General features: G+C 60.8%; 26 protein-coding genes, 3 tRNA genes and 1 pseudogene. 14 read left to right on the top strand and 16 right to left on the bottom strand.

The features are described from left to right. Positions 1-206: 206 nt before the first annotated feature. Positions 207-1,298, bottom strand: a complete 1,092-nt coding sequence (locus ACEE43_RS09765) for an ABC transporter permease (RefSeq protein WP_449108152.1) — start codon at positions 1,296-1,298, stop codon at positions 207-209. A 217-nt stretch (positions 1,299-1,515) separates the two neighbouring features. On the opposite strand from ACEE43_RS09765, the gene ACEE43_RS09760 reads away from it, so the two are divergent. Together ACEE43_RS09760 and ACEE43_RS09755 are read left to right on the top strand one after the other, a co-directional pair. Then, positions 1,516-2,895: a sensor histidine kinase gene (locus tag ACEE43_RS09760; RefSeq protein ID WP_449108151.1), complete on the top strand. Its 1,380-nt coding sequence runs from the start codon at positions 1,516-1,518 to the stop codon at positions 2,893-2,895. Then, complete coding sequence (locus tag ACEE43_RS09755; RefSeq protein WP_272878415.1) at positions 2,892-3,521, top strand: response regulator; 630 nt, start codon at positions 2,892-2,894, stop codon at positions 3,519-3,521. Before ACEE43_RS09760 ends, ACEE43_RS09755 begins: the two co-directional genes overlap by 4 nt. Positions 3,522-3,534: 13 nt before the next feature. Here the strand turns inward: ACEE43_RS09755 and ACEE43_RS09750 are convergent, their stop codons facing one another. From ACEE43_RS09750 to ACEE43_RS09740, 3 genes are all read right to left on the bottom strand, one after another. Continuing rightward, complete coding sequence (locus ACEE43_RS09750) at positions 3,535-4,701, bottom strand: acyltransferase family protein (protein ID WP_449108150.1); 1,167 nt, start codon at positions 4,699-4,701, stop codon at positions 3,535-3,537. A gap of 147 nt (positions 4,702-4,848) precedes the next feature. Then, positions 4,849-5,334 (bottom strand): dehydrogenase, encoded by a 486-nt coding sequence (locus ACEE43_RS09745; RefSeq protein WP_185174715.1) that lies wholly within the window; start codon positions 5,332-5,334, stop codon positions 4,849-4,851. A 160-nt stretch (positions 5,335-5,494) separates the two neighbouring features. Beyond that, on the bottom strand, positions 5,495-6,487 hold the full coding sequence (locus tag ACEE43_RS09740) for an NAD(P)H-quinone oxidoreductase (RefSeq protein ID WP_449108149.1): 993 nt from the start codon (positions 6,485-6,487) through the stop codon (positions 5,495-5,497). A gap of 169 nt (positions 6,488-6,656) precedes the next feature. Here ACEE43_RS09740 and ACEE43_RS09735 point away from each other — a divergent pair. Together ACEE43_RS09735 and ACEE43_RS09730 are read left to right on the top strand one after the other, a co-directional pair. Then, a tRNA-Ser gene (locus tag ACEE43_RS09735) sits at positions 6,657-6,747 on the top strand. A 188-nt stretch (positions 6,748-6,935) separates the two neighbouring features. Further along, positions 6,936-7,027: transfer RNA gene (locus ACEE43_RS09730), tRNA-Ser, on the top strand. Positions 7,028-7,182: 155 nt separating this feature from the next. On the opposite strand, the gene ACEE43_RS09725 is transcribed toward ACEE43_RS09730, so the two are convergent. From ACEE43_RS09725 to ACEE43_RS09695, 7 genes are all read right to left on the bottom strand, one after another. Further along, complete coding sequence (locus ACEE43_RS09725; protein WP_449108148.1) at positions 7,183-7,710, bottom strand: SixA phosphatase family protein; 528 nt, start codon at positions 7,708-7,710, stop codon at positions 7,183-7,185. 9 nt (positions 7,711-7,719) lie between these two features. After that, positions 7,720-9,732, bottom strand: a complete 2,013-nt coding sequence (locus tag ACEE43_RS09720) for a BCCT family transporter (protein WP_449108147.1) — start codon at positions 9,730-9,732, stop codon at positions 7,720-7,722. Between the two features lie 99 nt (positions 9,733-9,831). Beyond that, a complete protein-coding gene (locus tag ACEE43_RS09715) occupies positions 9,832-10,611 on the bottom strand; it encodes an alpha/beta fold hydrolase (protein ID WP_449108146.1) in 780 nt (259 codons plus the stop codon). A gap of 128 nt (positions 10,612-10,739) precedes the next feature. Continuing rightward, positions 10,740-11,513: a winged helix-turn-helix domain-containing protein gene (locus ACEE43_RS09710; protein ID WP_237185177.1), complete on the bottom strand. Its 774-nt coding sequence runs from the start codon at positions 11,511-11,513 to the stop codon at positions 10,740-10,742. A gap of 459 nt (positions 11,514-11,972) precedes the next feature. Next, the gene (gene upp / locus ACEE43_RS09705; RefSeq protein WP_185174039.1) at positions 11,973-12,611 is read right to left on the bottom strand and encodes a uracil phosphoribosyltransferase; all 639 of its coding nucleotides are present in this window, start codon (positions 12,609-12,611) and stop codon (positions 11,973-11,975) included. 312 nt (positions 12,612-12,923) lie between these two features. Continuing rightward, positions 12,924-14,072, bottom strand: coding sequence for a tyrosine-type recombinase/integrase (locus tag ACEE43_RS09700; protein WP_449108145.1), 1,149 nt, complete (start codon positions 14,070-14,072; stop codon positions 12,924-12,926). Between the two features lie 2 nt (positions 14,073-14,074). Then, complete coding sequence (locus ACEE43_RS09695; RefSeq protein WP_449108144.1) at positions 14,075-14,818, bottom strand: helix-turn-helix domain-containing protein; 744 nt, start codon at positions 14,816-14,818, stop codon at positions 14,075-14,077. A gap of 66 nt (positions 14,819-14,884) precedes the next feature. Here ACEE43_RS09695 and ACEE43_RS09690 point away from each other — a divergent pair, with 66 nt between their 5' ends. The 10 genes and pseudogenes from ACEE43_RS09690 (at position 14,885) to ACEE43_RS09645 (ending at position 20,842) form a co-directional block, all read left to right on the top strand. Further along, entirely contained in the window at positions 14,885-15,130 is a 246-nt protein-coding gene (locus ACEE43_RS09690) for a helix-turn-helix transcriptional regulator (RefSeq protein WP_237199550.1), read from the top strand. A gap of 114 nt (positions 15,131-15,244) precedes the next feature. Then, positions 15,245-15,559 carry a hypothetical protein gene (locus ACEE43_RS09685; RefSeq protein WP_449108143.1) on the top strand — a complete coding sequence of 105 codons (315 nt, stop codon included), beginning with the start codon at positions 15,245-15,247 and terminating at the stop codon, positions 15,557-15,559. 287 nt (positions 15,560-15,846) lie between these two features. After that, on the top strand, positions 15,847-16,137 hold the full coding sequence (locus ACEE43_RS09680) for a MerR family transcriptional regulator (RefSeq protein ID WP_449108142.1): 291 nt from the start codon (positions 15,847-15,849) through the stop codon (positions 16,135-16,137). A 16-nt stretch (positions 16,138-16,153) separates the two neighbouring features. After that, positions 16,154-16,582, top strand: coding sequence for a hypothetical protein (locus tag ACEE43_RS09675; protein WP_449108141.1), 429 nt, complete (start codon positions 16,154-16,156; stop codon positions 16,580-16,582). Beyond that, on the top strand, positions 16,582-16,989 hold the full coding sequence (locus ACEE43_RS09670) for a hypothetical protein (RefSeq protein WP_449108140.1): 408 nt from the start codon (positions 16,582-16,584) through the stop codon (positions 16,987-16,989). Before ACEE43_RS09675 ends, ACEE43_RS09670 begins: the two co-directional genes overlap by 1 nt. 17 nt (positions 16,990-17,006) lie before the next feature. Continuing rightward, on the top strand, positions 17,007-17,759 hold the full coding sequence (locus tag ACEE43_RS09665) for a hypothetical protein (protein ID WP_449108139.1): 753 nt from the start codon (positions 17,007-17,009) through the stop codon (positions 17,757-17,759). A 284-nt stretch (positions 17,760-18,043) separates the two neighbouring features. After that, positions 18,044-18,232 (top strand): annotated as a pseudogene (locus ACEE43_RS09660) (helix-turn-helix domain-containing protein); the annotation flags it as partial. A gap of 234 nt (positions 18,233-18,466) precedes the next feature. Continuing rightward, positions 18,467-18,733, top strand: a complete 267-nt coding sequence (locus ACEE43_RS09655; RefSeq protein ID WP_449108171.1) for a hypothetical protein — start codon at positions 18,467-18,469, stop codon at positions 18,731-18,733. Between the two features lie 1,095 nt (positions 18,734-19,828). Continuing rightward, complete coding sequence (locus ACEE43_RS09650) at positions 19,829-20,215, top strand: type II toxin-antitoxin system death-on-curing family toxin (protein ID WP_185174029.1); 387 nt, start codon at positions 19,829-19,831, stop codon at positions 20,213-20,215. Between the two features lie 63 nt (positions 20,216-20,278). Next, a complete protein-coding gene (locus tag ACEE43_RS09645; RefSeq protein ID WP_449108138.1) occupies positions 20,279-20,842 on the top strand; it encodes a hypothetical protein in 564 nt (187 codons plus the stop codon). 1,562 nt (positions 20,843-22,404) lie between these two features. On the opposite strand, the gene ACEE43_RS09640 is transcribed toward ACEE43_RS09645, so the two are convergent. The 5 genes from ACEE43_RS09640 to ACEE43_RS09620 all read right to left on the bottom strand — a co-directional run bounded on the left by ACEE43_RS09640 (position 22,405) and on the right by ACEE43_RS09620 (position 26,782). Further along, positions 22,405-22,495: transfer RNA gene (locus tag ACEE43_RS09640), tRNA-Ser, on the bottom strand. A gap of 65 nt (positions 22,496-22,560) precedes the next feature. Beyond that, on the bottom strand, positions 22,561-23,214 hold the full coding sequence (locus ACEE43_RS09635) for a TetR/AcrR family transcriptional regulator (protein ID WP_449108137.1): 654 nt from the start codon (positions 23,212-23,214) through the stop codon (positions 22,561-22,563). Between the two features lie 107 nt (positions 23,215-23,321). Beyond that, positions 23,322-23,807 (bottom strand): tRNA adenosine(34) deaminase TadA, encoded by a 486-nt coding sequence (gene tadA / locus ACEE43_RS09630; protein ID WP_449108136.1) that lies wholly within the window; start codon positions 23,805-23,807, stop codon positions 23,322-23,324. An 18-nt stretch (positions 23,808-23,825) separates the two neighbouring features. After that, positions 23,826-26,045 (bottom strand): RecQ family ATP-dependent DNA helicase, encoded by a 2,220-nt coding sequence (locus tag ACEE43_RS09625; protein ID WP_449108135.1) that lies wholly within the window; start codon positions 26,043-26,045, stop codon positions 23,826-23,828. Beyond that, positions 26,045-26,782, bottom strand: coding sequence for a hypothetical protein (locus ACEE43_RS09620; RefSeq protein WP_449108134.1), 738 nt, complete (start codon positions 26,780-26,782; stop codon positions 26,045-26,047). Before ACEE43_RS09620 ends, ACEE43_RS09625 begins: the two co-directional genes overlap by 1 nt. Positions 26,783-26,812 lie beyond the last annotated feature (30 nt).

Raw genomic sequence — 26,812 nt, 5'->3', positions numbered from 1 at the left:
TCTCTTTCAGGGGCAGTAAGCGAGTTTAGATAGAGGGAGCGGGCGCGCTGGAGCCTGCTGGCTGCGATGGAGCAAGCGGGTGCGCCAGCACGCAAGAGCGAGCGGAATCCGCCGCAAGGCGGGGCGTGAATCGGCCGAGCGCCCCGGCGCGAGTGCCGAGAGGGTCGGCAGGCGAAAGCGCGCCCGCTCCCTCTAGGCAAAATGTTCTAGTTGCCGCCGAGGGCAATCATAGGGTCTACTATGGCGACGCGGCGCAAGGCGATGAGGGCGCCGCCCATGCCCAGGGCCCAGATGCCGGCGGCAGGCCCAGCGATGGTAAGGGCGGAGAGTTGGAAGGGCACGGCTTCTGCAGCCAGGGTTCCCAGGCCCCAGCCCACCAGGGCACCCAGGACGGCACCGGCTGCCAAAATCACGGCGGCCTGGGCGAGGGCGTCCTTGGTGAGGAAGGCGCGGGAGGCACCCAGGGCGCGCATGACGGCGATGTCGCGGGTGCGCTGGATGGTCCAGACGGTCAAGAAAGAAATAATGACTAGGGCAGAGATACCGTAGAGGAAGCCCTGCATGGTTTTGAGGGAGCCGTTCTCGGAGGAGTAGGCGGGCAGGGCTGCGAAGGACTCGCGGGTGGTCAAAGCCTGGGTTCCGGTGGCATCTGCGGTGGCTGCGTAGTCTGCGCTACCGGTTACGGCCAGGACGGTGCCGAGTACGGCGTCCTGCCCTTCGGTTTCACGCTGGTGGGTGATGTTCTGCCAGGTAGCGGTGGTTGCCCAGCCTGTGTTGGTGTGGGAGTAGAAGGTGTCTTCGGTGATGCCTGAGACGGTTACGTCGGTACCCGAGAAGGTAACGGTATCGCCCACGGTCGCGCCGATCTCTTCAGCGACGCTGGTGGGCAGGGCGGTCTGGCCGTCACCGGGCTCGGTGCCCTGGAGCAGGGGCGCAGTGTGTTCAGCCAGGTCAGAACCGGCAGGGGTAGCGATGAGGCTCATCGAAGCGGCTCCGTTGCCCTCAACCTTGCCGGTGAGGAAACCGACCGGGGTGGCATTGGCACCGGCTGCCTGCCACTCGTCCTGCAGCCCAGCAGTGACAGCAGAGTCGGTGAAGGATGCCTTGCCTCCGCTCTCAGATGGGGCGAATACGAAGCGGTCAGCCCCCACCTTTTCAAGGGCATCGGTGTTCTGGTTACCCAGCCCGCCGGTCAGGCCAGTCAGCATCACCAGCAGCAGGGTAATCAGGGCTACCGTCGCCCCAATCAGGGTGAAACGGCCCTTAGCGAAGAGGATGTCACGCCAACCAACGAACATGACTGCACTACCTTTCAAACACAGGAAAACTTGATACTTCTATTCAAGCTCCCACCGGGGGTTACCCACATCGGGGTAAGGGTTGAACCTGGAATCAACCATTTGGTTGATGCGCTCCCCCGCTAGCTGTGCAGGGTTCTTGGTGCGTGTGCAGGTTTTTCTCTGCACACAGCCCAAAAACCCTGCACCGCCTCAGCTAAAGGTAAAGTGAATTTGTATGACGACCGCGCCCAGCCCCCTCCCCGCTACCTCCTCGCAGCAGACCCTGCTGGTGCTCAAGATTCTGCGGGTGAGCCTGCACGTCATGTTCGCTTTTCTGCTGTGTTTTGGTGCCGTTCTGGCCGTGGTCGGCAGCGTCTATCAGGTGCGGCATACCGTTATCGGGGTGCTCTCGCTGGCACTCGGTGGCATCTATCTGGCCGGTACGGTCTACGAGAACCGGCGGGGGCTGCCTGCAACCTTCACCGACTTCTTCCCCCGGTCGGGTGCGTCCGCCCGCTACCGGCAGGCAGCCAGGTTTACCCCCGCCCACCTATGGCTGCTGATCATTACCCTGCTGTGGCTGGGGCTTATGGCGCTCGATAGCTCCTTCACCTGGATGGTCTTCCCCATCATGTTCCTCTACCTGCACCTGCTCGCCCCCGTAGCGGGGGTAGCTGCCACCCTCGTCCTTTGTGCCCTGGCCATTGCCCTACCCCTGGTGGGGCCTGCCGGGTTTGGCCTCGACTACCTTCACTCCGAGGGGCTAGCCCCCGGCTACCTCATCGGCCCCACCCTGGGGGCCCTGCTCGCCATCGTCATCTCCTTCACCTACCGCGCTCTGCGCGCCGACGCCGCCCGCCAGTACCAGCTCGCCCAGCAGCTTCGCGCGGTGCAGGCCGAACTCGTCCAGCAGCAGTACAGCGCCGGTAAGCTCGAAGAACGCGAGCGCCTGGCCCGCGAAATCCACGACACCCTGGCCCAGGGGCTTTCGTCTATTGTGTTGGTCTCCCGGGCAGCGGCGTCCTCGCTTCAGGAGGGAAAGGCGGACGCCGCAGCCGCCCAGGTGCGTGTTATCCAGGACTCTGCCGCCGCCAACCTGGCTGAGGCCCGCCGTTTTATTCGGGATCTCTCATCCCCTGCCCTGGATGACTCCCTGGTGTCAGCGCTCAGGGCTCTCGCCGCGTCCACCGAGACCGCCCAAAAAGCCGCCGGGAAATCCCTCACCTGCGCCTTTATCCTCGAAGGGAAGGAAGAAATAGCCAACGCCCTACCCGAGGCGGTTTCGGCAACCCTCATGCGCGTAGCCCAGGGCGCCCTGGCCAACGTCGCCGCCCACGCCGAAGCCAGCCGCGCAGCCCTCACCCTCAGCATCTGGCCCGGCGAAGTCACCCTCGACGTCTTCGACAACGGCCGCGGCTTCACCCCCACTCCCCTAGCAGCGGGCCCCCTCAGCGAAACCGGAACCGGCTACGGGCTCACCTCCCTCGGCGAGCGCGTTGCCCACCTCGACGGTAGCCTAGACATTGAAAGCACCCACGGTGAAGGCACCGTCCTCACCGCCCGTATCCCCCTCAACCAGACCAACCAGCACCGACCCGACCAGGAGGCCCAGTGACCGTCCGCGCCCTACTCGTTGATGACCACCCCGTTGTGCGCGCCGGCCTGCGCGCCATGTTCGAAAGCTTTGAAGGTATCGATGTGGTTGCCGAAGCAGCTGACGGGTCGGCGGCGCTCGCCGTGGCCGCGGAGCAGGCCCGGGCTGGGGCGGCGCTGGATGTGGTGGTTATGGACATTCAGATGAAGCCCATGGACGGCATCGAGGCAACCCGCGCTTTCAAGGCTGCGGGCGGGCCGCCGGTGCTGATTTTGACGACCTTTGACACCCAGGGCGATATCGTTGCTGCTATTGAGGCAGGGGCCCTGGGCTATCTGCTGAAGGACGCCCCGCCCGAGCAGGTGCAGGCGGCGGTGCTGGCGACGGCGCGGGGTGAGCGGACGCTGTCGCCTGAGATCACGGCGGCCCTGATGGAGCGTATGCAGCGGCCCGCTATTTCTCTGTCGGCCCGCGAGATGGAGCTGCTCAAGCTACTGGCTACCGGGGCTACCAATAAGGAGCTGGCTGAGGCCCTCTTTATTTCTCAGGCCACGGTGAAGACCCACCTGGTGCATATCTACACCAAGCTGGGCGTCGATAACCGCACGGCAGCTATCGCGGCAGCCCGGAGCGAGGGGCTGCTCTAGCTCTTACTTCCCGCTAGCTCTTGGTTCCCATGGGGCCGGGGGTATCGGTCGCTGCTGCCTGCTTCTTCCAGTTCGCCCCGAAGTAGCGGTCTTTAAAACGCATTACCGGCACTTCGACCACCAGATACATCGCCACACCGGCGGCCACGCCCAGAGGGGCCAGCAGGGCAACCTGGGCCAGGGTAGGCAGCCCGTGCAGGTGGGGTTCCAGGGCCTTGAAGAGCACGTCGTGCACCAGGTAAATGCTGTAGCTCGACAGGCCAATCAGCTGTAGGGGTCGCCAGGCCAAGAAGCGGTGCACGGTAGCACCCAGTGGCTGGCGCGAAGCAACCAGGCCCCAGAGCATCACAGCGGACGCCGCCCAGGCCTGGAGTGAATAGCGCACCGTATCGCGGAAGGTATCATCACGAATCACCAGGGTCAGCAGGTAGACCCCCAGGGCGGCACAAAGCACCCAGTTGCGCCCCAGAAGCGGGATGGTGCGTCCGTCCTGAATCAGGGCCCCCGACCGGTAGCGGCGGCCCACGACCTCACGCCCCAGCACCATCTCGTCCGCGGCGTAGCGGTGGTACCACAGGGCGGTGAGCATGCCGATGGCAATAGCCTCCACGCGGGTGTCGGTGCCGAAGTAGATGCGGTCGGCACTAGCACCGGCGTCATGCAGAACCCAACGAGACAGCGACGAGTAGAGCACCACAGCTACACCCAGTACCGTCAGGGCCCGCCGGTAAGCGGTCCAGCGCACCAGTACCAGCCAGATTAGGGCAAAGACCAGGTAGAACTGCTCTTCAATCGACAGGGACCACATCACGTGCGTACCCGGCAGTACAGTAATCTGCGAGTCCAGGTAGCGCAGGTTAAAGAAGAAGAAGACCTGCCCCAGGAAGTCCAGGGTATCGACCGCCCCACCCATCGACCGATAAACCAGCGTGGGTATCACAATCGCCAGAATCAGGGGCGGTGCGATTTTGAGCAGGCGGCGAATATAAAAGCCTGCTAGGTCGAAGCTACCGGTCTTATCACGCTCCCGCAGCAGCAGGTAGGTGATGATAAAGCCCGAGATAGCAAAGAAAATTGTTACACCCGACCCGCCCGGCACAAAGGTCAGCCCGGCGTGGGAAAACACCACCAAAAGCACCGCAAAAGCGCGCATTGCATCAATGTGGGCGTAGCGGTTCATGACGTAGAAATCCCCTCTGAATCAGGTGCGGTGTGTGGCGGTGCCCTGAGAAAGCGCGAACGGGCACCCACCTACCTTACCGGCTAGCGGCACATGCGGGCAGGCACTTTTTAGGGGATAGCTACGCGATATGGATGACAGAACCGGTTAGGACGCCGGGGCAAGGGCTTCCTGCCGGGCGGCATCCAGGCGGGCTTCGGCGTCCGCAACGTGCTGCTGCACCGTTTCAACCCGGTGGGCGATAGTGGCGGTGCGGGTGCAGTCGGTGCCGCACTCACCGGCACAACGGGTCATAGCCAGGGCCTCAGCGCAAAGGGCTAAGGAATTACCCGCCTTGGAAAGCGCCCGGTGCAGGTCGGAGTACACCCCGGTGGGAGAAGCGGGGATATCGTTTGATTCGCTGGGCGCCAGGCGCTGGGCCTCAGCGGCAACGGTGCGGACGCGCGGCAGCAGGTCAGCCAGGTCATTAGCCAGGGGGACAAGCTCTTCAAGAGTGGGCCCGGCGGGCACACGTTCAAGAATCTGGTGGAAACGATCGAGGCCACGGACGAAGCGGTCGTGGGCGCGACGCCAGAGACCTTTGCCGAGTTCGGCGTCGTCCCTGCGGCTCTGCAGGAAGTCTTTGATACCCACGGTTACTCCTTTCACGAGGTCTACATACTTAGGTTACCCTAATATCGCTGTTCCCCAGAGAAGGTACCATCGTAGTCAGAAATACCCAGCTAGTTCGTGGGTTTTTCTCACTGCGATGGTACCTACCCAATCAGTGGGCAGATGCGCGGACGCCCGCGGTTTAGGGGGTCAGCAGAATTTTGCCGCGGTGCTCCCCGGCTTCTAAATGGGCGTGGGCTTCTGATGCCCGCTCAAGCGGGAAGACGGCGCTGGTATGGTTCGAGATTTCCCCGCTTTCAATCAGGGGCCACACGAACTGCCCCACACCGTCCACAATGCGGGCCTTATCAGCAGTCGACCGCGAGCGCAGGGAAGTGGCGTGCACGCTCAAGCGGCGCGGGAGCATATAGCCCAGGTTGAGCTGCCCCTTGGGCCCGCCCTGCAGGCCAATGACGGCCATAGAGCCATCTACCGCCAGGGTCTTAATGTTCTCTTCTAGGTAGGCTCCACCCACAACGTCCAGGATGTAGTCGGCCCCGCGTCCGTCCGTCAGCTGGCGGACGGTTTCGCGAAAGTCTTGAGTGCGGTAGTTGATAGCCTCAGCACCCAGCGCCCGGATAAAATCGCACTTTTCATCACTACCGCCGGTGGCAAAAACCTGCAGCCCCAGGGCTCGGGCCAGCTCGATAGCATGGGTGCCGATGCCACCGGTACCACCGTGAATGAGCAGGGTTTTACCGTCGTTTCCCTCGGGGCGGGGTGCAACTCCCAGGGTAAGAACCAGGTTGGAGTAGACCGTTGCAGCCACCTCAATGAGGCCGGCGGCGTCTTCGAGGCTGGTGCCTTCAGGCACCGGCAGGGTATGGCTCAGATCCACCGCCACGTACTCGGCATACCCACCGCCAGCGAGCAGGGCGACCCGCTCCAGGTTCAGGTAGCCCTCGTCGACACCCTCCCCCACGGCTTCCACCGTGCCCGAGACCTCCAGACCGTAGATGGAACTAGCCCCAGGGGGCGGAGGGTAAAAGCCCTGCCGCTGGGAGACGTCCGCCCGGTTTACCCCGCTGGCCGCCACACGCAGCAGCACCTGGCCGGGGCCGGGTGTCGGTGTAGGCTGCTCGCTCACGATCAGCACCTCGGGGCCGCCGTGTTCTTCTTCGAGGATGGCGCGCATGGGGACTCCTTTTCTCACAGGGTTTTCTGCCCCTTACCGGGGCAGTTAGGCGGACGGACGCTTACCTCCCACCCTTACACCTCAGCCTAACGAGAGCAAGGGCACAAAGACCACTATTTTGCTTTGGGGCGGCAACTGTGTACCATGGTAGGAGTGCTCAGCACAGTTTGGATGGTTGTCCGAGCGGCCGAAGGAGCTGGTCTTGAAAACCAGTAGGCGGCAACCCCGTCTCGTGGGTTCAAATCCCACACCATCCGCCACGAAGCCCGCTTCCGTAAGGGAGCGGGTTTTTTCATGCTTGTCTTCTTCTTGGTCGACCCGTGACCCCGTAAATTCACGGTTCTCAGCCCCACCCCTGCTTGAGGGGTTTTGACCGCCGCTATTTTTGTCGCTAGTATGGGTAGAGCTGTGTTGCTAGGCCACGTTGACGAGCCTCTACACAGACTATGGAGACGTGCCAGAGCGGCCGAATGGACTTCACTGCTAATGAAGGGTCGGGGTTAAACTCGACCGGGGGTTCAAATCCCCCCGTCTCCGCCACAAAACCCCGGCTAACCTTGGTTGACCGGGGTTTTTCTGTACCTTCACGGCACTCTGCTGGCAGGTGTGCTGCTAACCGCCAAATGTGGCGATGCCGCCGCCACATTTGGCGGTTAGCGCCACAGGTACGGACGCCCCACCCGCGCGGACGTCCGCTAGAAGGTCGCGAAGTGGGTGAGGCGGGCTTCCCCCTCAATCAGCTGGCCCCAGTCGCCCGTTACCTCAAAAACGGTCAGGGACGACGGAGCATACCCGTAGGAGGCATCCATGAGCGCCTCATATTCTGAATCGGGGCGGGCCAGCTGCAGGGCGGCGTCCTGAACCCCGGGTAGATGGGCAATCAGCATCAGGGACTGCACCCCGGCGGGGGTGCGATTGATAGCTGTGAGCAGAGCTGAGGCTGGCGCGTTATAGAGGCGTTCGTCCAGGCTGGCAGTGGGTGCTTTCTCCCCCAGGGCATCTGAAACCCAGGTAGTGGTCTGCCTGGTACGTAGTGCCGCTGAGCTGACCAGCATCTCGGGTATCAGCCCCTTCTCTTTCAGCCATTCCCCGGCCCGCTGAGCCTGCTCGCTCCCGCGGCGGGTCAGCGGACGGTTGAAGTCATCAAGCCCCCAGTCAGCCTCAGCGTGACGCATGATAATGAGGGTGCGGGCATCGTGACGGGGAAGGGCGAAATCGGTCATAGAACCATCCTACTCGGCTCCACCCTTTGCCGTACCAGGGCGCGCGCCCTCGTCCTGATCCGCCCAGGGGGCATCCTCGGGAGCCGGCACCACCGGGATCTCGTCAGTGTACTCACCGAGCTGGTAATCGTAGCTCACCTCGTTGCCGTCCTCGTCTCGCCGCACGTACCAGTCAGTAACCTCTGGAGCAGCTGAGTCAAAATCAGCGCCGGTGGCATATTCACTCGACGGGTCGGTCGGCTCAACCGCCAGAGCAAAGTTATCACCAAAGTCATTGACTCCGTGATGCACTGCGTTCTCTACCGCGGTTCGGGCGTACTGCTGGCGAATTACCATCGGGTCAGTGCGTAGCTCTTTCAAGAAAGAAACGCAGATCAGCACCAGAATAATAGCGAAGGGGAAGGCAGTAACCGTGATGAGGTTCTGTAGCCCCTGGAGCGCGTTCTCGCTGCCGGTGAGCAAAATGACGACCGCAATCCCGGCCATGCATAGCGCCCAAAAAGCAGTAATCAATCGCCGGGGTGCGGGGTTGCCGCGCTGGGAGAGCTGAGAATTAACCAGCGATGCAGAGTCAGCGGTAGTGATAAAGAAAATTGCCAGCATCACGATAACCAAGGGGGCAATGAACTGGGCACCGGGTAGCTGATCAAGCACCACGAAGAATATTTCTTGAGCGGGAGGGATGCTCGCTGCGGTGCCGTCAGGGGCAATAGCGTTTGACTCCCGCTGGAGCCAGATCGTCGTACCGCCGAGAATAGTAAAGGCTAGGATGATAATCGTAGAGGGGATAAAAAGAACGCCTAAGATGAACTGGCGGATGGTACGCCCACGGGAAATCTTGGCAACGAAAACCCCCACAAAGGGCGCCCAGCTGACCCACCAGGCCCAGTAAAAGGTGGTCCAGGCTGAGAGGAAGGCCTGCATTTCTTCACTTTCAGCCATGTTGGCTGACAGGGCATCGGGCAGGGTGCCCACGTACTCAATAATGGTCGCGGGAATAATATTCATCAGAAAAGCGGTAGGGCCCACGACAAAGATAAAGATAGCGAGACCTACCGCCAGGCCCATATTGATGTTGGAAAGGAGCCGAATTCCCTTCGATACGCCCGATACCGCAGAAATAATGGTGCCGATAGTCAACGCCACGATAATGATGAGCGCTAGGGTGTTTCCGGTGGTGCTCCAGCCCGTAACGAGCTGGGTACCGTGGGCGATTTGAAGCGCCCCGATACCTAGAGACGCCGCAGTGCCGAAGAGGGTCGCGACAATGGCAAGACCGTCGATGAGACGTGACCAGGGTGAGCCGGTTTTGTTGCCGAAGAGGGGCTCTAAGATTGCGCTCATCAGGGGGACGCGCCCGCGGCGGTAGGAGGCGTAGGCGACGGCTAGCCCAACGATAGCGTAGATAGCCCAGGCATTGATTCCCCAGTGTAGCGCGGACTGGGCCATGGCACCGGTGATCGCTTCGGGGCTAGCGGCTTCGTAAGCTCCTGGCCGCGGGGAAAGATAGTAGGTGAGAGGCTCATAGGGGCCGAAGAAGATAATGCCGATACCGATGCCGGCGCCAAAGAGCATGGCGGCCCAGGAGGCTGTTGAGTACTCGGGTTTTTCGCCGTCAAGGCCTAGCGGGATGCGCCCGTAGCGGGAGAAAGCAAGTAGCAGTAGAAGAACAGCTAGACCGGCAGCCAGTGAGGTAAAGACCCAGCCCAGGTTAGTCATCACCCAGGTCAGGGCGGTTGTCGAGTAGGCAAGCACCTGGTCGGGATTAATGACGCCCCAGGTGACAAACCCGATAATCAGCAGAGCGACAACAGTAAAGAGTGGTTTATCGAGTCCGTATCGTATCTTTTGGTCATCGACGGAGACGCCCGGCACGAGCGCGGGGTGGATATTGTGGGGGTAGATGACGTCCTTAATGAGCTGTCCTGCCCGGGATCTCCGGGTGGAGGGGGCAGCAGTCGGTGCGGACGCTTGTGCTTCGGTTGAGTTCTCTGGGGGCTGGTGGGCAGGGGGCGGGGTCATAGCTCTCCTCATGCAGTAAGTCTACTGATTTATGACTTTACTCTGAGAAGCCACCCAATTCACCTTGACCACCCAAGGTTGCCCTCTATGACAACGGTTCTACCGAACGCCCAGAAAAGTCTTGAGCAGGTAAATGGTCTCTTCGGGCTTCTCAGAGTGCACCCAGTGCCCGGCCCCCTTGATCACCACACGGCGTACCAGGGGGAAGAGCTTTTTCATGGGCTCAAGGTCAGCATCTGTGATGTAGGGGGAGTCCCCGCCTGCAACCCACAGCACAGGCTTCTCAAAAACTCCGTCAGCCCCCGGCCAGCCCATAATCTCGGGCAGGTGGCGACGGAGCATCTGCAGGTTGGGCTCCCAGGAGTTACCAGCCTTTGACATGGTCAGATTCTGTAGAAGAAAAGCTCGGGTGCCGGCAGCTGGCACATTGACTGCCAGGTCAGCTTCGGCCTGGGAACGGGTAGTGTAGGTGTCGATCGGCAGGTTCAGCATAGAATCCATGAGAATCTCAAAACTACCCTTAGATTCCCCCGGGGCGATATCGATAACGACCAGCTTGCTCACCAGGTGGGGGTGGCGCAGGGCCAGCAGCATAGCGATTTTGCCACCCATCGAGTGGCCCATCAGCACCACAGGCTCCCCAGCCCCGAATTTTTCAACGGCTTCAGCCGCCAGATCTGCCATCTGCCGGTAGTCGAAACTCTCTGTCCAGTAGCTCGCCCCGTGGTTGGGCAGGTCAACGAGCAGGGTCTGCACCCCCTCACCCAGCCCCTTCGCAATACGGGTGAAGTTCTTACCCCGCCCCAACAGGCCGTGCAGAAAGACAGTTTTGAGGGGGCCAGAGCCAACAAGAGAAGTTTTCAGAGAGGGAACAGTCATGCCCTCTACTCTACTACCGCCCGCTCGCCCGGCAGCAGGCAGCCGGGGCGGGAGCGTCCGCGCACACAAAGACCGCCGCACCCAGCCTGCATAGCTGAGTGCGGCGCTCCCGTCTGATCGGTGTGAGCCTAGATGGAGTATTCCGGTGCTGCCCAGACAACAACCTCGGGATGCTCGTAGAAGCGGTAACCCTGGCCGCGCACGGTACGCACGGTGTTCGACAGGCGACCCAGCTTAGAGCGCAGACGACGGATGTGAACATCGATGGTGCGCTCGTTGGGGATTTCCTCAGCGTCGCGCCACAGGCTGGTCAGCAGCTCTTCACGGGCAACGGTGCGCTGGCCGTTTTCAACCAGGTAGTTGAGGAGCTCAAACTCCTTGTAGGTGAGGTTGAGCAGTTCGCCGTCCAGGTAAACCTCGCGGCGGGAAAGATCAATCAGCACGCCCACTGAGTGGGTGGGCTTGGCGTCCTCGCCACCGTGATGAGCGGACGCCGGTACCGCCTCAGGCTGGTAATGCACAGCGGTGGGATCGCCCAGAGCATTGCGGACGACCTCAAGGTCGCTACCCTGCGCATCGGCAGGGGCCAGCGCCACAGCGGCGTAGGACTCTGCGCCGGGCACCTGGTTCTGCACGTAGGCGCGGGTATCTTGGACGATTCGCACCAAAGAGGTTCCGTGGTTAGCGGCAGCTTCTTCGCTGAGGCCAACATAAATGACGAAGCCGCGAGCTTCGTTCTCCTGCGCAGCTGCGCGCGGAGGCTCAGGCTTGTAGGTCATAGGGCGAAGATTAGCGGGCTGCTGCTTTGCAATACCACGGCTATGACCGGCTACACCCTGCTGGCGCTGAGCGGCAGAACGGTTGCGCTGCGAGATGTGAACATACCCCGGTGCACCTGACATTTTGCCTACCTTCTCCCTGTATGAGTCGAGCATTAGTGTGTGGTTCCGCTAGAAAGCAAACCCCGTGTGCGGGTGGGCCTGCTGTCTACTTTTAATCGTTGTCCGAATTTGTATTTAAAGCAAGTAATATTCGCGTATTTTTTCAACTTATCTGAGTCTAGCCTCTGGGCGGGTGTCAGCAAACATGAAAATCCTTACATTCGACGGCATATTTTTACACCCTAAAGTACAGATAAGGCACCCTAAAGCCCGGTTTTCTGCATATTTTTACCCAATGAAAAAACCGGACAACTAGAACACCCAAAAGCTATTTGTCAATACCCCTTGACGGGGGAATCTCACCATGCAATATATCCACCATCACGCACCAACCCCGCGCGGGGCCGTCCGCCCCCTTACAACACAAGGGGCAGCCCGCCATCCGGCGAGCTGCCCCTCAACTAAAGCAGTGGGTAAACCCTACTCAGCAACCCCGTACAGGCGGTCACCAGCATCGCCCAGACCGGGCACAATGTATGCCTTTTCATTGAGGCGCTCATCCTGAGCAGCCAGGAAGAGGTCAACATTCTCAAGACCATCAACGCCCTTCTCGAGTGCCTCGATACCCTCAGGGGCACCCAGTACGCATATACAGGTGATGTGCTCAGCACCGCGAGCGCGCAAGAACTTGATGGACTCAATCAGGGTGCCACCGGTTGCCAGCATGGGGTCAAGCACGTAGACCTGGCGACCGGTGAGATCCTCGGGGAGACGCTCAGCATAGGTGACGATATCCAGGGTTTCCTCGTTGCGGGCCATACCCAGGAAGCCCACCTCAGCGGTAGGGATCAGGCGAGTCATACCCTCCAGCATGCCCAGACCGGCGCGCAGGATCGGCACAATCAGGGGGCGGGGGTTGGCAATGTGCGAGCCGACGGTGGTAGCAACCGGGGTTTCAACTTCGCGAGGCTCAACGCGAATCTCGCGGGTAGCCTCGTAGGCCAGCAGGGTGACGAGCTCGTCAACAAGCTGGCGGAAAATCGGGGAGGGGGTGTTCTTATCGCGAAGAACGGTAATTTTGTGGTCAACCAGGGGGTGGTCCAGAACTTTAATACGCATAGTTAAAAGCTACCACTGGGCGCCAGTCCGTGAAGAGTTGGAGGGCAAACGAGTATCACACGGGTATCACCGCTTGACAGGTTTATGTCAGATTTTTGTCACGGGGCCGTTTTTGGGCATGAAAAAACCCGCTCCCTCTAGCTCTCACTAGGGGAAACGGGTTTTTATCGCTGGCGGTGACGGAGGGATTTGAACTCTAATACCCCACCTTGCCAGACCCCTAAAAACCGCTCTGACTAGGAATAATGATTACAAGGGTTTACACCAAATTCGCCTGTTTTCATGCACATTTACGTGGTATTTACGTGGCGCTTACGTGGCCCCACCACCCGCAGCCGGGGCCGTAGCAGCCCTATAAGCCGCGTCCATAGCAGCCGACACCGTGCCTATCTGAGACTCGAACAAGTCCGCGTACACATCAAGGGTCATAGCCGCCGACTCATGGCCCAACATTCTTTGAATCAGGTTCACCGGCGCACCCGAAGCCACCGCGAAAGACGCAGCAGAGTGCCTTAAATCGTGCGGGGTAATGTGCTTCTCGATACCCGCAGCGGCAACGGCCTTGATAAACCAACCGCTCTGAGACTGCGGGCGCTTTAACAGGCTGCCGTCTGGTTCGGTGAACACCGGCGCGGCCCCTATCTTGCCCCGGCACGCTGCCCGCAGGTGCTCGCTCATAAACGGCGGGAACGGAACCAGCCGCGCCTTACCGCTCTTAGGGGCACCCTCTTGGACTTTGTGCGGGGTCAGCTCGACCAGGTTGCGAGAGATACGCAGCACCCCGGCCATGAAATCAACATCTTGCACCTGTAGCCCCGTGGCTTCACCCCACCGTATGCCGGTATAGGCCAGGGTGTAAATGAGTTCAGGCCGACCGGACGCAGCGGCGAGCGCGGCTATCTGCTCATGGCTTAGGTAGACGTTGGAGCGCTTGGACTTTTTGGGGAGCTTCACGCCCCGGGCCGGGTTGGTGAGTAGGCGCTTGTCTTTCACCGCGTCATCTAGCACCCCGGCTAGAATCTCATGGCACCGTATGACCATAGACGCGCCTACGGCTTTACGTCCGCTGGTGGTGGTGCCGCGCTGTAGGTCTGCTATCCATGCTTCTACTTCTGTAGGGAGGATAGTTTTTATGGTGCGGTTGCCCCAGACGGGGGCGACGTGGTTGCGCCATGCAGCTTCTAGGGGCCGGTATGAAGAGGGCCTGAGACTGGTTTCTTTCTTGTGTAGCCATGCCGGGGCCAGCTGCCCGACTGTGGCGCGGGAATCTGAGGGGGTCACATACTCGTTGCGAGAAACGGCGACCTCAACGCCGCTGGCGTACTGGTCAGCTTCTGCCTTGGTTTTGAAGCCCCATTTTTGAGTCCACCGGCCTTTATCGTTCTTGAACTGAACGCGGTAGCGGGTGCGCTGGCGCTCGCTGCCTCCCCCTTTGACCAGGTATTTATACACCGAAGCCATGACTAGGACTTAACCCCGTAAATCGGCAAGACCCGCTCTGCTCGTTTAAGGGCAGGGGGCACGACATGATTTTCATATTCCCACCACTCCATTGCCCTATCGATAAACATATCTACCGTCTCGCCAGCCACAAGACTCCTAGTTTCTGCAAGATTTGAGTACATTCTGGAAAGAGCTTGCAGGTCTTCCCGGGTTGCATTCACATTAGGGGGCAACGTTGGGGAGTCCAGCAGTTCCCTTACATCTTGATTCAATCTTTCGTACTGCCATTGTTCGGTGTAAGCCTGTGACAAATCAGCAACTATCTGAGCAGCAGTCGTAATATCCGTTGCCGTCCCAGAGTTATAAATCATGTCTAGTTCACCCTGACTACCACCCAACAAGTAGGCAGGAAGCGGCACCGAATTACCCAGGGGCCTAATAAGTTCGGTGGGGTGATATGGGTTAGCTAGCAGGTTATTAAGCGGTAAGCCCAGGGCGCTCGCTAGCGTCACCATCTCATGGATAGGGTAAGACTTTTTTGCCGCCGTCTCGATATTAGCGATAGAGCTACGGGGAATCTTGAACCCTGCTTTTTCTGTACGGTCTGAGAGCTGCTGGGCACTAATGCCTAGCCTGTCCCGGTACTCCCGGACGTTGCGGCCAATAGTTTCCGTGTACTCGTTACGCCACTGTTCTTGTGCCGTTTTTGCGGTCTTTTCTTCCATATGTCCAGAATAGGGCAATTTCGTCTTGTTTTTGCCCATGTTTAAGGTATATCCTTGTTTTGGAACAAGATTACCCAAATCTGGACACTTGGAGGTGTTGAAACCTTGACTCCCACAGTCACCGAACCCCTTAAGCCGTCTTTCACTATCAAGACGCTAGCCCAGCGCTATGACTTAACCCCTGACGCGGTACGCGCCCAACTACAAGCCGGGGTAGACCTGCCCCCATCTATCCGTATTGGCCGCAATATCCGTTTTTTGCTCGAAGATGTAGAGCGCTGGGAGCGGGAACAGGTAGAGAAAGAAACCGCCCGCCGTGCCGCAGCAGCCCAGCAGACGGCCACCGCTTAAAAGAATTGCCCCGACCACTCACAGAGCAGCCGGGGCCAGAAGAAAAAAGACCGCGCACCAGCCGACCAAAGCGAGCGCGGTAATCAAACCATCAACCAAGGAGGAACACCCCCCATGACTGACACCAACCAGCTTACCATCACCCACCCCGACCTACCCGGCGCGATATTCCAGCCCCGCCCCGACACAGACGGGCACAGTGTCGCCTACTGGGGTGCTCACCTCTTCATGGGAGGCGCTACCGTCTGTGAAACCATCATCGGCACCCACGGGGAAGAACCGCGCTACATCGTAGACACACCAGAGGTAGGGGACGGAATGACCATCGACCAGCTTCATGAGTTCGTAGCCACCATCAACGCCTACTACGCTGCCGTGACCCACGACCGCGCCCACCATGCCGAAACCTCGCAGAAGAAAGGAGCCTAGCCCGTGACCGTCCATGAGCTGACCCCAGAAGATTTGAACCAACTACGCACCAGCCCCACCCCGGCGCAGGGTGTGACCTTGCTGCACTACTTCCACAGACACCAGCCCACGGCCCCGGCCCTGTGTGGCACCATGCCAGACGGCGGGAGCTGGGAGCACCATTACCGGCCCGGCACCACCGCTTATACCGCAGTCGGGAAACTGGCCCCGCAGTTTGAGCTATGCCCGGCCTGTCAGGTGCGTTATTCCTACCTGCCAGCCTCTAAGCCTGTGGGAGGTGGTGCCCAGTGACCGCCGCAGCTCTTGCCCTTGCTGCCCTGCCAGATGTTGCAGAGCCAGCACCGAACCGCAGGGAGCGCCGCAGCAAAAGGCCCACCCGCAGGGCAGACCCCGCCCGGTTCTACTCCCCCGACCAGCTGCACGAACTCACCGGAATACCCAAGGGCACCCTAGCCCAGTGGCGACACCGAAAGTTTATGTTCGACTACCACCGCATAGGAGGCCATGTTCTCTACGACCGGGAGCATGTGGAGCAGGTTCTAGCCCAGCACACCATCACCGCTAACGCCGATTACTAGAGAGGAACCTCGGCCTATGACGATTACCCCAGACTCACCCCCGAAGCCTGTAGCGCCGGACGCTCTGACCCTATGGCGAGCGCGGGTACAGGTAGCCATTCTGGAAGACCTGACCAGCACCGGCACCTGTGTAGCTGACAACCTGCACCGTGTAGGGGAACCAACCAATTCCCGACTTTGGGGCGGTGCTTTTGCTGACCCTGTGGTTCGCCCTCTTATGCGCCATGCCGGTTACACCCGCTCTACCCGCAGACAGCGCCACGGCGGGCCGGTAGGGGTCTGGGCACTCCTCCCAGGTATGGAGCAAGAGGCCCACAACCGCCTAGCCGCTGCCCGCGTTATCCTCGACCATCTCGAAGCTCTGCAAGGGGACGGGGACGCGCTGCCTATCTCGCCAGCACCCCGAACCCTGCCCACCCATCTCACCCGAAAGGACAACCAATAATGACCACCACCGCAAACCAGACCCGCCAGCACATCACCAACCTACTTGCCGCAGGCGAACCACTGACCGAAGCCCAGACCAAGGAAGCGCCCTACTGTGCAGGCATGAACGCCGCAGACTACATAGTTCGCCACTACGCCGCAGCCCTGGAAAACATCGAAGCGATAACGCCCAGCCCTGCCCGCGCCGCCCAGCTCCTACAGGCATACACCACCGTATTCCTGAACCGGGAACCGTGGACTAACTACACCAACGCCGCCACCGTTAGCCGTCTGAACCTGCCAGCAGCTGACCTTGCAGACCTCGAACGTGCCGGGGTTATCGAAGCTGCCCCGACCAAGACCGGCGACACTGATTACTACCTAGCGGTCTATGCCCAGTTGGACGAACCCGAAGCCAGCAACTAATTAAGGAGAACCCCCAAATGACCACCGCAGCCACGACCCCCGATAACCTCGACAGCCTGACCGCGCTCGCAGACCTTGAAGAAACCGTATACGGCTACGGGCTAGACCTGGAACCAGTAGCCCCCGGCGAATGGTTCACCAAGCGCCACAAGACCGAACCCGATAACGGGCAAGCTCTACGCTTCAACGCCCTTATGCTGCACCGCGACCTACTCGAAGCCGAAACCGCCACAGAGTCCCGCCCTATCGCAGCCGATACCCGGGAGTTCTACGACCGATACAAGACCGCCCCCAATGATGTGCCCCGCTACCTGCTGCACCATATCGACTACGACAAGGCCACCGGGGGCGCGTCCGTTGTCCTGGGAGTCACCAAAGATATGACCCTCGATACTCAGGGGGTTAAGGCGCTACTAGGCTACCTGCACCAGGTCACAGACGAGCTAGAAGCGCAGCGCAGCAGCGAGCGCCCCCGCAATATCGCCTTGCACCTGCTGGAAGCTGCCGACCGTATCGAAGAGTACGCCGTCAAAACAGACTCAGAGAACTGGGCAAATGTTGCCGGGCACCTGTTCGCCCAGTACCTCGTTATCTTCTCAGCCCGGGAGTATCAGAGCGACTTCACCCCTATTGAGTACCTGGAGGACGCGCTGTTATCTGAGGACGATTACAAGGCATTAGAGGACGCTGGCCTTATCTGCCCGATGGAAGACGCTGCAACCGGCAATCTCTCGTCATACCACCTGACCCTGTTCGCCGGGGAGGAATAACCGCCCCCACCATAAGCACGGGTGCAGGTAAGGCACCCCGGCCCCCTGCACTCGATACCCGGGGCGCTTGACCGGCCACACCAGCCAGCGAGCGCCCCACCCCGGGGAACACGAACACACCCTTGGAAACAAATAGAGCAGCAGCCCACCCGTTCGAGCGCCACCAAAAGACACCAGCGGGCCAGCAGAAAGGAAACTAGCCCATGAATCAACCGAATGAGTAACCAGGAAAGAGAGGTGTAAGGGTGTTCAGAAAAGAGATAGCAGAACTGACAGATGGTGAAATGGAAAACAACCCGTTTTGCCGTGTCAGTGCAGCTATGAGGGTATACGACCTTAGCCCAAGCGAAAAGTTAGTGCTCGGGGTTATTGTGGGCATAGCAGGGCCTAAGTATGGGTACACCTGTTGGGCTTCTCAGAGCGTACTAGCGAAAGAGGCAGGGGTAAGCCTTCCGACCACGAAGCGGGCTATTAAAGTTCTGCTGGCTCGCAAGCTTATTAGCTATACGAGAGTACACCCCGCGCCGCCAGGTTCGAAGACCCCGCCTAAGACTGAATCTCGAAAGCTGTACCCCAACTTTGTCCAGCTGCAACTACAGTGTGACCCTGAGTTTGCTGCAATGGTTGTTGAAGAGTGCAGGCGTGACACTATCCATCAGGGAAAGGTTAAAGCGGCTCTATCAAATCGGGTGCGTTATCGTGAGCCTGTGGAGCAGCCGCCCGCCCAGGTGTGGGAGGAACCGGCCCAGCAGGTAGAACCAGCGGGCGACCTGCCAGACCTCGAAGAAACCACCTCGGAACAGCTACCCCCGTTGTCTCTAGCTGACACCTCGAAGCCGGTAGAGTCTGTTGCTCTGGTCAGTGGTAGCCAGCAGAATAACGAGAAGTCTCACCCGTGGTTTGAGTCTGAGGACTTAGAGGACGAGCGGGCTAGGCAGTTAGCGGCCCTGGCTCGTTATGAGGAATCGGCCTAGCGTGGTTGAGTAGGGCACCCCTTGAACGTGTTTCAGGGGGTGCTTTTCTATGCCCTGTTAAGTCCTGCCCCGCCGTAGGTTTAGGTTAGGCGCTCGCACCTGTGCAACCCCCTCGCAGGGGCGCGACCCTCGCAATATGCGACCCCTCGCAGGAAGTAAATAGCCTAGTCAGTTGGGGGAACATGACACCTGTGTCAGGTGACAAATTGTCGCCCCCTGACAACAGTGTCACGCCGCTACGTCATTTTGACGTATACGTCACCCCTGACGTACGTCAAACCGTGCAAAAGTATCATTCTGATACCAGCTAGACAGCCCCAAATTATGCAAAAGTATCAATTTGATACCTCGCAAAAGTATCAATCTGACACCACCCACTCCCGCAAAAGTATCAATTTGATACCTCAGCTGGTATCAGAATGAGCTACTAAAGAGGAAGTTAAAAAGGTTCTTTAAAAAGGGAATTAGAAAAAGGAAGACCCCCGCCTCTGCCGTGCCGTTGCCGTCCTGCCCCGCGTCTCTCCGAACGCTCCGGACGGTACTTGACCGGCGCAGGGGGCGGGGGTCTAAGGGGGAGGGGGGCCAGAAATTGCACCCGGTGCAAAATCTGCACCTGCAAGAATTGCACCCCCACCACAGCAGCTACCACAACCACCGGCCAGCACCAGCGCCACCACTCCCCCAACGAAAGGGCCTAAGACGATGAAGAGCGCCACCAGCCCCACACCTACCGGCCAGCACCGCACGCCCCGGCTTATGGAACGCACAGACACCTGCCCACAGCTACCCCGGCCCCTCGACCAGCCACCAGCCCCCAAAGCCACCGCAACGAGCAGAGCAGACCCCCACCATAGGCGAGCGCTCGCAGACACACCACCAGCACCTAGCCACCGCACCGCCCTTAACGCTAGGCTTAACCCACACCAGCAGACCAACAGCAAAAGGAGCGCCCCCATCATGACCGCAACCGCTCACGAAACCGAAGCCACCGCCCAGGACTTCCAAGACGCGCTAGAAACCGTCCTCGACCGTCTAGAGGGTGTAAACGCTATCCTGGCTACTCAGTAACGCACCCGCCCGCCCCCTATGCGATATGTGGCCCTATCTGAAGCCCTAGCAGTACACGCCCACCTAGCACCGGGCCAGCACCTCAAACCCGGCGGGGAGCACCTGCTAGAAAGCGCCCTAGCCCGCCCTGCCACCAGCTACGCAGGCCACGAACTTTACCCCGGTATCTTCAACAAGGCCGCAGCCCTCCTAGAGGCGCTGGTACAGAATCACCCTTTTACGGACGGCAACAAGCGCACCGCCTACACCTGCACCGTCCTTTTCATGTACCTGAACGGCTGGGATATTCTCCCTCTAGAGGTGCTTGAAGATAATGAGCAAGCACAGTTTGTTGTTCAGGTAGCAGAGCACTCACTGACCTTTGAGCAGATAGCCCAGCAGCTCGAAGAATGGGCAATACCCCACAGCTCATAGCCCTAGCCCAGCCGGTGCCATGACCGGAACACAATTCCGCCCACCCCTGTTAATCTGGGAACCATGAGCACCACCAGCCAGCAGACCCCACCGGCCCCGGCTCTGACCGATACCGAACTAACCCACCTCTCTACCGCCCTGACCGGCTACACCACCAGCGCCCACCCCGCCTACCGCGCCGCAGCTGCCCGCACCGCCCTAGACGCTCTAGCTTCAATCAAGGCCCACATCTGGGAGTCAGCAGCAGCCCACCTAGAATGTACCGGCGATTTGCTGGCCGCGTCCGTCCTATGGCGCTCACAGCCCTACTACGCACCCCACACCCGCCACGCACCCGCCACCCTAGAACAGGTGAGAACCGTGTTAGCCCACCACCAGCCAGCACCGGCCCCGCAGCAGGATAAGACCGCCACCCTACGCGCTGCCCTCGACACCCTCACCAACACGCCCCTAGAGTCCATTACCGCCGCTATCCAACTGACCGATAGTGACCGCGCCGCGCTCGCCGCCCTTGCAACTGCCCGCCTTGATACTTGCCCGGTCTGTGCTGACCTCGTAGCAGAGGATAGCCCGGCCCCGTTCTGCTCCATCTTCTGCCAGCAGCAACACGGCGACACCAGCGCCTAGCCGCACCCTATCCCGGGTGCCCCTGGGGGGACTTTTTACCCGTTCGAGTAAAAAGTAAGCCCTACCCCGGGGGGTGCCCCCACCCCCACCCGTCACCCCCTACGGGTATAGTGACTTTCTCTCACGGGTGCTCTTACCGCGTCTCACAGTCTCACGTCACCAGCCCTAGCGCCCCTGCCTATGAGCCAGAATTAACCCCCACAGCCCCGAACACAGCACCTACGGGGAATGAGTCACCCCACCCTATTCCAGCCCCGCAGAAGAGCACACAGCACCGGGAGCCAGAGGCCAGGTCATGGGCAACTACCAAGAAAATCTCGGTGGTTGCTTCGTCCGGGAAGACCCGCGAAGTGACAGCCCTGCATCGGGAACAGGGAGCACCGGCCCAGCGCCACAGCACTCACCTACCCGGCCAAGCAAAACCTCGAAACCGGCAACTAATCGGTTTTGAACCCTGACACCAGGGGGCAGGGGGTAGCCCCCCAAACCGGCAACAGGTCTTACCGCCCGTACATAGCAAGCCGCGGCGTGTACGGGTTACAAGCCCACCAGCAAAAAGGGGGTGACTCAAAGCCACCCCCTCACCGCACCTAGTCACACCCATATTCCCGGCGCTGGGAAAAAGGAACCACCCTACACCCCAGAGGACAAACAAGGGACGAGAGACATACGCCCCCCATCTTGCCTAGTTGCGCCGATAATGGCGGCACCGCCAACAAGGGCATGCAGATTGTGCATACACCTAAGACACACCCGCACCTGCCCATAGAACAGGCAAGGGTATAAGCTCCACTGACCCCCTTTTCACGCCCCCGCACGCTCAGGGCAACCCATGAGGGAAGTACGAGAACCGTACACCAGACAGCCACAGCCAGCCCCACACCAAGCCCACGACCTAACCAGCACCCCCCAGCACCCCCAGGGGGGGCGGTAAAATCTCTAGCACCGCAGCCCACGGACACTACCCGGGGCGCTCCTATCCTCTCCCCCCGCACCCTGAAAAACATTCGACCAAGTTCGCATATTTATGAGGTCTATACAGGCGAACCCAATAAATCACTGACCAAACACCCGCCACCCACACCGCCCAGTAACCCGCGCCTTGACCTCATGGACACCCATCACCCCAAGGGGGCACCCCACAAGCGAGCGCACCCCAAGCCGACACCACCACCGGCCACCAGCTACCCCGCACCTCTCACCACCGCGACAAGACCACCAGTCCACCGCCACTCACAGCAACCACCAAGATTTTCTTGGTTCTTGCCCACACCCGCCGCCGTCCGCCGCCCTCGTATGCCCAGCAGCACCAGCCCACCGCCTACACGCCGCCCCTAGCGTCCCCACCTCGCACACCGTGCCCGCGCTCGCCGACTCCCTCCCAGCCCTCGGCCAGCACCTCGAAACCCGGCCCGCAACGTCACGCAGCAGCCACGCAAACTAGCCCCCGCGCCGGTACGTTGCTCAACAAATTTACGTGGTATTTACGTGGCGGAGCCTTTTTTGGGCACGAAAAAACCCGCCTCCTCTAGCTCTCACTAGGGGAAACGGGTTTTTATCGTTGGCGGTGACGGAGGGATTTGAACCCTCGGTACGGGGTTACCGTACACAACATTTCGAGTGTTGCACCTTCGGCCGCTCGGACACGTCACCAAACTCTGGAAATTTTACCCTAGATACCCCGGTCACTCAACTCAATGGGACTTGCGGGCGGGGTTCTAGCCCTGGATATACCCGTCGATAGTGAGCATGGCGAGCTCGGCTCCCTCTTCGGGGGTGCGTTCTGCGCCGTGGCGGGTTTCGTCCATGGAGAGCATGAAAACAGCACCAAAGATAATGAGGGAAACCCCCTCAATGGAGCGGTCTGTACGCACGGTGTAGCGGGTAGCCAGACGGCTAATGAGCTCGCGGATAAAGCGCATAATATCGGCACGGATCAGGTCGGTGGTGGGCGACCAGTCCGCACCGGCCCGCCAGAGTTCAGAGACCCACAGGCGGGCGAAGCCGGGGTGCTCGCTCAGATAGATAATGGCGGCGTGCAGGGCACTCCGCAGGGCTTCTCGCGGGTCGTCATGCTTACTGGCGACCGTGGTCATCTCGGCCAGCAGCAGCTTGGCACCGTACTGCAGGAGCTGGTCGATCATGGTCTTCTTCGACCCAAAGTTGTAGTAGACCGTGCCCTTTGAGACTCCGGCGCGTTCAGCAATATCTTCTACGGTAGTCGCGGTGGGGCCGCCTTCGCTCATGATGTCCATGGCGGCTTCAAAGAGTTTGAGCTGGGTCTTATTTGTGCGTCCGGGGCGGCGTGTGCTCGCCTCAACCACCGGTGTTTGGTGCGCATAGACGACCGTTTCTACCTGTTGCGTGGTCACACCTTCCCCTTACCGTATTTGAAAAAATAATGTTTCTTTTTCAAAGATACATGATGGCGGGGCAGGGTTGCAGGTTTCTATCACTCGTGTGAAGAGCTATTTTCTCTCTACCGATGTTTTCTAAAGAAAGTAGTCAGCAGCTCGGCGCATTCGCTCTCAAGCACGCCGGGGTAGACCTCTACCCAGTGGTTGACTTTGCGGTCGCGCAGCACGTCGTAGACGCTCCCGGCAGCTCCTGTTTTTTCTTCCCAGGCCCCCATCACCACGGTGGGCAGGCGGGCCAGCAGGATAGCCCCGGCGCACATGAGGCAGGGTTCGAGGGTAACAACCAGGGTGCAGCCCTCTAGCCGCCAGCTCCCCAGGTGTTCTGCGGCCTGCCGAATCGCGATGACTTCGGCATGGGCGGTGGGGTCGGCATCGGCTTCGCGCCGGTTGTAGCCGCGCCCGATCACCTGCCCGGCGGCGTCCACAACCACCGCCCCGATGGGCACATCATCACTGGCTAGGGCCAGCTGTGCCTGGTCAATGGCCTGGCGCATGAGGGCTTCGTGCTGCGGGTTGCGCGGACGCGTGGGCAGGGCGGATCGGGGCATGGTTCCTTCGGCGCGTGCTTAGTTGGTGAGGGCCAGGGCGTAGGGCAGGACGGCGGTCGCACCGGCTGCCCGCAAGGTACGGGCGGTGACGGTGGTTGACCAGCGAGAGTCAATTCTATCGGTGACGATGAGAACCGGGCCCGGGTTGGTCGCCAGATAGTTGGCCGCCGCCGGTGGTAGGCGGTAGGCGTTCAGTACCCCGGCACAGCGGAAGACGCTGTTGCCGCCGAAGTGGGCGGGGGCGTCCGCCAGTTCAAAGTCGCCCAGGTCGGCCAGGCGTCCGGCTGCGGCGATACCGCGGGCCAGCGAGGATGCCAGCTGTGGACGCACCGGCGAGGGTAGCCCAATAACGGCAACTGGGCGATCTTCCCAGCCCCATTCAGCCAGCACCTGCAGGCTGGCTCGGCCCAGGTCGGCGGGGACGGGACCGTCCGCAGCCTGCCCGTCGGGGCCGGGGGCAAAAATCTCGCGCAGGCGGTTCCCCCAGCCCAGGTCGGTCAGGCGGGCTAGTGCCCGGCCCTCACTAGCGCGTTCAGTCTCGGCGATCTTGCCGCGCAGGGGCTTGCCGGTGACTTCATGTACCGCCTGGGGAACCAGGCGGTCAAGGCCGGTGGGCCACATGCCGCGCGGCTCAATGAGTACGCCCACGCGGGCCAGGGCCGCCCCTGCCTGCTCAGTCAGAGCCGGGTTAAAGCCGGTGGGGTACCAGGGGCCAGCGCACACGTCGCAGATGCCGCAGGGGCGGGCTGTGGTGTCGTCTAGTTCGCTGGCGAGGAAGACCATGCGGCAGGTGTCGGTATGCTGGTAGGCCAGCATGGCGTCCTGTTCCCGCTGACGGGCCTGGCGCACTCGGGCGTAGCGCGGGGCGTCATAGTGCCAAGGATTACCGGTGGCTACCCAGCCGCGGGAGCCGCGTTCTACAGCCCCTTCCACCGCTAAGACCTTAAGGAGCAGGTCAAGAGAAGAGCGCTTAACATCGACTCGGGTTTCGAGGGCGGGCACGCTCAGTTCTGTGCCCGCGGCGGTTGCCTCGGTCAGCGCTGCCAGCACGGCACCTGTGTTTTCTTCGGTCGGCATGGAGGCGGTGGCGAAGTAGTCCCAGATTTCCCTGTCTTCACTGCCGGGTAGCAGGAGCACATCAGCCTTGATAGCGCCACGACCGGCTCGGCCCACCTGCTGGTAGTAGGCTACAGCGCTGGAGGGCGCCCCAAGGTGCACCACAAACCCCAGGTCAGGCTTATCAAAGCCCATCCCCAGGGCACTGGTAGCGACCAGGGCTTTGACCCGGTTTTCTTTCAGGGCACTTTCGGCCTCGCGCCGTTCGTCGGGGTCGGTTTTACCGGTATAGGCCAGCACTTCGTAGCCGGCGGCTCGCAGGGCTGTAGCGGTATCTTCAGCTGCCGAGACGGTCAGGGTGTAGACAATGCCAGAGCCCGGCAGGCTGCCAAGGTGGGTGGCCAGCCAGCCCAGGCGGTCGCTGGCGGTAGGCAGGGTAAGGACGCCCAGGCGTAACGAGTCGCGGGACAGCGGACCCCGCAGAATAAAGACGTCGTCAGCGGAGCCCGCGCTACCCTGCTGCCGGGTGCCGAGCTGCTCAGCGACGTCCTGCACCACCCGCTCATTAGCGGTTGCGGTGGTAGCCAGCACGGGGACGTCGGCGGGCAGGGCTGCGATTAGGTCGCGGATACGGCGGTAGTCGGGGCGGAAGTCGTGCCCCCAGTCAGAGATGCAGTGGGCCTCGTCGATGACCAGCAGGCCGCAGGTACGCACCAGCTCGGGCAGCCAGTCTGAGCGGAAGGAGGGGTTATTGAGCCGTTCAGGGCCCACCAGCAGCACATCGAGTTCACCGGCAGCGAGCTGGGCGCGCACGGCGTCCCACTCGGTCACGTTCGACGAGTTGACCATAGCTGCCCGCACCCCGGCGCGGGCAGCAGCCTCTACCTGGTCGCGCATGAGAGCCAGCAGGGGCGAAACGATAAGGGCAGGGCCACTCCCCCGCCTGCGCAGAAGCAGAGCGGAGAGGAAGTAGACCGCTGACTTACCCCAGCCGGTTCGCTGAATCACCAGGGCCCGGCGGCGCTGCTGCACCAGGGCCTCAATGGCCTCGAACTGGCCGGGGTGGAAGGCGGCCGCGGGGTTACCGGTCAAGCGGGCAAGAAGCTCGGTGGCCTCGGCTCGCAAGCTCCCGGGCGAAAGGACGCCGCCCGCCACCGGGTCTGGCTGTTGGGGCAGGGGCACTAGCGCTGGCCCCGGTCAGCACCCAGGTAGGCCTGCTGCAGCTTCCACTGCTGGTAGGCCTTAATCTGACGCATGTAGGTTGAGACGGGGTTCTTCCAGACGAAGACCAAAAAGACGATAGCTAGCACGCCAGCGAGCAGGTCTACCAGCATGGTCCAGTGGAAGACCAGAAGCAGGGTCAGCGCACCCATGAGCAGGGTCAGAATCTGGATGCTCGCCACAACGGTCAGAACGATACGGGCCCAGTTATGACCCTTGTTCATCATGATGGTGAAGAAGACGAGCAGGGCTGACCAGATAAGACCAAAGACCAGACCCATAATGAGGCCGGCAGTAGCGAAACCTGCATCTGCGCTCGCAGTTATCTCAGCCTCCGCCGCAGCGAAGTCTTCTTCGGTCATTATCCCGCTGAAGAGGGAGAGGATGCTGTTGCTCGTTGCCTGCTGAATCTCCTGGTAGAAGATAGTGCTCAGAATAGACCCCAGAACGCCCAGGCCAATCATCACGTACATGATGAGGCTGGCGGTTTTGAGGGCCTGCGGGCGCTCAGGGGCATCCATGTGGGCGGGGAGGCCCTGCCCGTAAGCCTGGGCGTAGCCGGCGTAGGCGCCCTGCTCGGTGTAGTAGCCGGGCTGGGTTGCCGAATAGGCCGGGGGCTGGGCCTGGTTGGGGTAGGTGGGGGGCTGCTGGGGCTGGTAGTTACCGGTGGTGTTGTCGTTGCCGGGGTACTGGCTCACGGGGTCCTCCTGGTCAGTGGGTGGCCGATG

The organism is Rothia sp. 11254D007BW (assembly GCF_053548195.1).
Note: the sequence above shows the minus strand (reverse complement) of the source record. Positions and strands in the feature narration are given on the sequence as shown.